Consider the following 4,580-nt stretch of genomic DNA (forward strand, 5'->3'; position numbering starts at 1 on the left):
GGGGAGACATACTTTGTTTTGAGAAGTTCGCGAAGCCCACTTCTCAAAACAAAGTATGTCTCCCCGGCCCTCGCCCGTATTGCCCCGCTGAGCGAGCCATAGACGCCACGCACCGATATGGTAAAGCGCTAGCTTGAAATTGGTGCTATATTCGGCTTGAGTTGTTTAATGCTAGTTCGGGAGGCTGATATGGGGCTGTTCAAGAAGAAAAACCCGCAGGATGCCTTTGACCCCGGTGTGTTTACCATTACCGATACGATTTTGGACCCGCCGCGGTTTACGTTTTTGCCTGCTATCTACCAGGATGCCACGCGTCGCAAGTGGGCTGTGCATCAGCGTGGCGCGCAGCCGAAGATCTTTTATTATGCGGATGTGCTGCAGTGCGAGGTGGCTGAGGCTGGCGATCCAGAGGCCGACGAGACGCCTTCAAAACAGGAATTTGCCCAGCGTATTCTGGCAAATCCCGCGAAGGCGGCAAAAATAAACGCTGCCAAGCGTAATATGTGTCTTGGTATGGGTGTTGTTGTGGCGGTCCAGACGGGAAAAGACGAGGTTTCTAAATTAGAGATTCCCGTTATGACCGATGAAGTCAAACGCGATTCAAGCCTATATAAGTCGTATCGGAATGTCGCCGAGAAAATCAAGGCCGAGTTTGATGCCATGGGAGGGCTGGCCTAATTCTGGTGACAGACGTTTCTGAATGAGGAGTCTGTGCAATGGCAGGCGAATCTTATGCAATTCCCCCCAAAGATCGTGCTGTTGAGGGAATTCTTTGGTACATCCAGCACCATCAGCTTGCCGGCGGCGATCGCCTGCCGGCCGAGCGTGTGCTGTGCGAAGATATCGGCGTTTCGCGTACGGCGTTGCGTGCTGGCATCACGCGTCTAATTTCGTGCGGAACGCTCGAGAGCCGCCGCGGATCGGGTACGTATGTGTGTCCTCCCAAACCGCTAAATATCTTCCAGGAAACGTACAACTTTTCCGATGCCGTGCGAACTGCCGGCCTGCACCCCTCTTCTCGCTTGGTTTCCACCGAGACTGTCGAGGCGGATGAGGCGCTTGCCGACAAACTTGGGGTGGCCGTAGGCGCTCCCTTGCTCCGCATGCAGCGCGTCCGTCTCATTGAGGGCGAGCCGGCGTCAATCGAAACGGCCCATGTCAACCTGTCGCTTTGTCCGTCGCTTCCCGACCATGATTTTGAGCACGAGAGCCTCTATGACGTCTTGCTCAAAGAGGGTGGCGTGCGCGTTGAGCATGGACGTGAGCATATCTCGATCTCGCGCTTGAACGCCGAGGAGGCCGAGCTTCTCCAACAAGAAGAGGGGACGCCGGTGTTCTACGAAAGCACGATTGAGTTTGATAAAGACATGCGTTTTGTGGAACATTGCAAATCGGTAATTCTGCCCACAAAGTATCGCTTCGCCGATAACGGCGAAAAGAACGGCAAGAAGAGCGTGGCAGGTGAACAATGGCTGAAACAGTAGATGCCACTCCGGTTTATATGCGCATTCGACGTCGCATTGAGGAACGTATCGAGCGCGGCATATACCCCACGGGTTCGATGATTCCGTCCGAAAATGAACTTGCCGACGAGTTTGGCACGACGCGCCTGACCATTCGAAGTGCCGTCGATGAGCTGGTCCGTCGCGGCCAGATTCGTCGCGTCCGCGGAAAGGGCGCCTTCGTGGCGCAGAAAGTGCCTGCTATTTTTGAGCGTACGGGTGGCTTCCGTGAATCGGTCCGCGCCTCGGGAGGCGAGCCGTCCGTCCGTATCCTCGCGCGCTCCAAGCGCTACGCCGGACCGTACTATGCCGATTTGTTTGGCATTGCCGAGGATGACCTGCTCTATTCCATTCGACGTCTTAACTGTGTAAACGGCGACCCCGTATCGATCGAGATGGCGCTTATCCCCTGTCTGCTGTTCCCAACCATCGAAGAGATCGATGTGTCGGTCTTCAGTCTGTACGAGACCTATGAGATGCTGGGGCGAAAGCCGGTCATGGCGCAGGAAAAGCTCAATATCGAAGCGCTGGGAGCACGCGACGCAGGCTTGCTCGATTTGGAGCAAGGAGACCTTGCCTTGACGTTGGAGTGCGTGAGCTACGATGCAAGTGGGCAGGCGATCGAGTACGTCAAGTCGTTCAACCGCGGCGATGCGGGTGGATATACCTATACGTACTAGCTGGTGCATTTGCATAACGGTTGGGAATGCTGACCGATTTTGATCAATGAGCGGGCTGTATATACAACCTTACAGGGGTCGAAATCAACCGTTCGCCGATGGGAAAAGATTAGTCGGCAAATAGGTATCAAAAAGCCGTAACCTGTAACTGTGATTGGTATCAAATACTAATAATTTGTTACGAGGTGAGACGATGAAAATGCTCGATTACGTTCAGCTTGCCCACGTGCGTATGGGCGAGAACCTCGAGCGTTCGTCCGAGCTTGTAGGCCAGCTCGTCGATATTTTCCAGTCCGCATCCTTTGGTGCACTGCGCATCGTCGCTTCGGGTTCGTCCCGTCACGCCGCCGATTGTGTCCGCGATTATCTGCAAGACGCACTGCAGATGCAGGTGTCCGTTGTGACGCCTGAGGCCTTCGTCGATTTTGAGCATACCTATCCTCAGAATGCGCTCAACATTGCCATCTCTCAGAGCGGCTATTCGACCAACACGATTGCGGCGCTCGATTACATGCGCACGAACGATATGGCCGCGGTTGCGCTTACGGCAAACGTCGAGGCTCCCATTAAGGAGCACGCCGATATCGTTCTCGACTACGGTGTGGGCGTCGAGTCGGTGGACTTTGTGACCTTGGGTGTCCAAACGCTCATCGAGTACCTAGTTCTCTTTGGCATTTATGGCGGCCAGGCTCTGGGTGTGCTCGATGCCGATGCAGTTGCTCAGCGCCTGAGCGACCTGAACGATGCGATCCAGGCCAACGCCACAATGTGCAAGACCGCCGAGGCATATGTCCAAGACCATCTGCTCGAGTTGTCGGAGCACGTTCCGGCCATGGTTGTGGGCAATGGCCCCAACTATGGCGTTGCCGAAGAGGCGGCGCTCAAGCTGAGCGAGACCATTAAGATTCCGGCCATGCATCACGAGGGCGAGGAGTTCGTCCATGGTCCCGAGATGCAGATCACCCCGGGCTACCTGGTGTTTATCGTCGACGATCCTCGAGGGTCGGAGCGTCTGGCAACTATCGCCGACGCGCTGTCGAAGGTAACCAAGAAGGCAGTCCTGCTGACCATGCACCCCAAGGGCAAGGGTCACGAGATCACGGTGCCGCAGGTGGCTCCGCTGCTCGCCGCGATTCCCAACCTGGTGTTCTTCCAGACGATGGCGGCAATGGTCACCGAGCGCCTGAACTCGTGGGATGTTCACCCGTATCTCGATGCCGTCTCCAAGCAAATGGAGGTCAAGGCAGAGGGCTACGAGGAATCGGTCAACACGCTTAAGGCCAAAGCGGCTGAGTGTTACGGAATGTAGGCGGGCGTTGTCGCTCGTTGGCATAGGGGATTGTTAAGGCAACCCCAGAAAGGAGAAGCAAATGAAGGAAACCGAGAAGATCGAGATCATGAATTTCGACCAGGAGGGCTATCTCGAGGACGGCAAGGCACTCTACGAGACCGGCAAGAAGATGACCGCGCTCGCCGACAAAGTCGCCGACGAGGGCTACGACGCCGTCTTCCTGATGGGTGTCGGTGGCACCTGGGATGAGCTCATGCAGCTCGAGTACCTCATGAACAAGTTCGGCGACCGCGACCTGGAGGTCTACCTGATCCACGCCGCCGAGTGGAACGTCTCCGGCCACAAGCGCATGACCGACAAGTCCGTCGTGCTCACCGCCTCCGAGTCCGGTACCACCCCCGAGGTCCTCGAGGCCGTCAAGAAGATGAAGGACATGGGCGTGCGCGTCTACGCCATGACCAAGCCCGAGGGTCCCATCGGCCAGGCTGTCGGTGCCGAGAACTGCGTCGCCATGGCTTCTGACCATGGTTCCGGTGGCTGCGAGAAGGGCTACTACCTCGCCGACTGCTTCGGTCTGCGCCTGCTCAACCGTCGCGGCTGCTTCCCCAAGTTCGATCTGTTCATCGAGCAGACCAAGGACATCTGGAAGGACATGCTCGATATCCGTAAGCGCTTCGAGCCGCGTGCCGAGGAGCTCGCCAAGAAGTACGCCCTCGCGCCCTACACCATGTTCATCGGCTCCGGCGCCCTGTGGGGCGAGACCATCCTCTTCTCGATGTGCATTCTCGAGGAGATGCAGTGGAAGCGCACCCGCTACATTACGTCCGCCGACTTCTTCCACGGCACGCTCGAGCTCGTGGAGCCGGGCGTCCCCGTGTTCCTGTTCATGGGCGAGGACGAGAACCGCAAGCTCGACGAGCGTGCTCGCGCGTTCCTCACCCGCGGCGTGACCGGCGACACCGACATCAACATCATCGACACCGCCGAGTTCGCCATCCCCGGCCTTGACGACGACTTCCGCGTCATCGTTTCCCCGTGGATTCTGACGGTGCTCGTGACTGACCGCCTGGCCCGCTACTACGAGACGGTCACCAAGCACAACCTCAA

The 4,580-nt window shown here is 57.1% G+C and carries 5 protein-coding genes; all 5 read left to right on the forward strand.

All coding sequences use genetic code 11. The features are described 5' to 3' along the window. Nucleotides 1-189 precede the first annotated feature (189 nt). On the forward strand, nt 190-678 hold the full coding sequence (locus SFLMC1_RS00425) for a hypothetical protein (RefSeq protein ID WP_152073305.1): 489 nt from the start codon (nt 190-192) through the stop codon (nt 676-678). Between the two features lie 38 nt (nt 679-716). Continuing rightward, the gene (locus tag SFLMC1_RS00430) at nt 717-1,484 is read left to right on the forward strand and encodes a GntR family transcriptional regulator (RefSeq protein WP_152073306.1); all 768 of its coding nucleotides are present in this window, start codon (nt 717-719) and stop codon (nt 1,482-1,484) included. Then, nucleotides 1,469-2,182 carry a GntR family transcriptional regulator gene (locus SFLMC1_RS00435; protein WP_152073307.1) on the forward strand — a complete coding sequence of 238 codons (714 nt, stop codon included), beginning with the start codon at nt 1,469-1,471 and terminating at the stop codon, nt 2,180-2,182. The genes SFLMC1_RS00430 and SFLMC1_RS00435 overlap by 16 nt, the downstream gene beginning before the upstream one ends. A 193-nt stretch (nt 2,183-2,375) precedes the next feature. Beyond that, nucleotides 2,376-3,491 (forward strand): SIS domain-containing protein, encoded by a 1,116-nt coding sequence (locus SFLMC1_RS00440; protein WP_152073308.1) that lies wholly within the window; start codon nt 2,376-2,378, stop codon nt 3,489-3,491. A gap of 61 nt (nt 3,492-3,552) precedes the next feature. Beyond that, on the forward strand, nt 3,553-4,580 hold a 1,028-nt coding region (locus SFLMC1_RS00445), incomplete at its 3' end, for an SIS domain-containing protein (RefSeq protein WP_154063878.1).

Source organism: Collinsella aerofaciens (assembly GCF_901212495.1).
Lineage (GTDB): Bacteria > Actinomycetota > Coriobacteriia > Coriobacteriales > Coriobacteriaceae > Collinsella > Collinsella aerofaciens_H.

Bases quoted from the DNA above. Each gene is read 5' to 3' on its own strand.
- SFLMC1_RS00440 (WP_152073308.1), top strand. From the start codon at position 2,376: ATGAAAATGCTCGATTACGTTCAGCTTGCCCACGTGCGTATGGGCGAG.
- SFLMC1_RS00435 (WP_152073307.1), top strand. From the start codon at position 1,469: ATGGCTGAAACAGTAGATGCCACTCCGGTTTATATGCGCATTCGACGT.
- SFLMC1_RS00430 (WP_152073306.1), top strand. From the start codon at position 717: ATGGCAGGCGAATCTTATGCAATTCCCCCCAAAGATCGTGCTGTTGAG.
- SFLMC1_RS00425 (WP_152073305.1), top strand. From the start codon at position 190: ATGGGGCTGTTCAAGAAGAAAAACCCGCAGGATGCCTTTGACCCCGGT.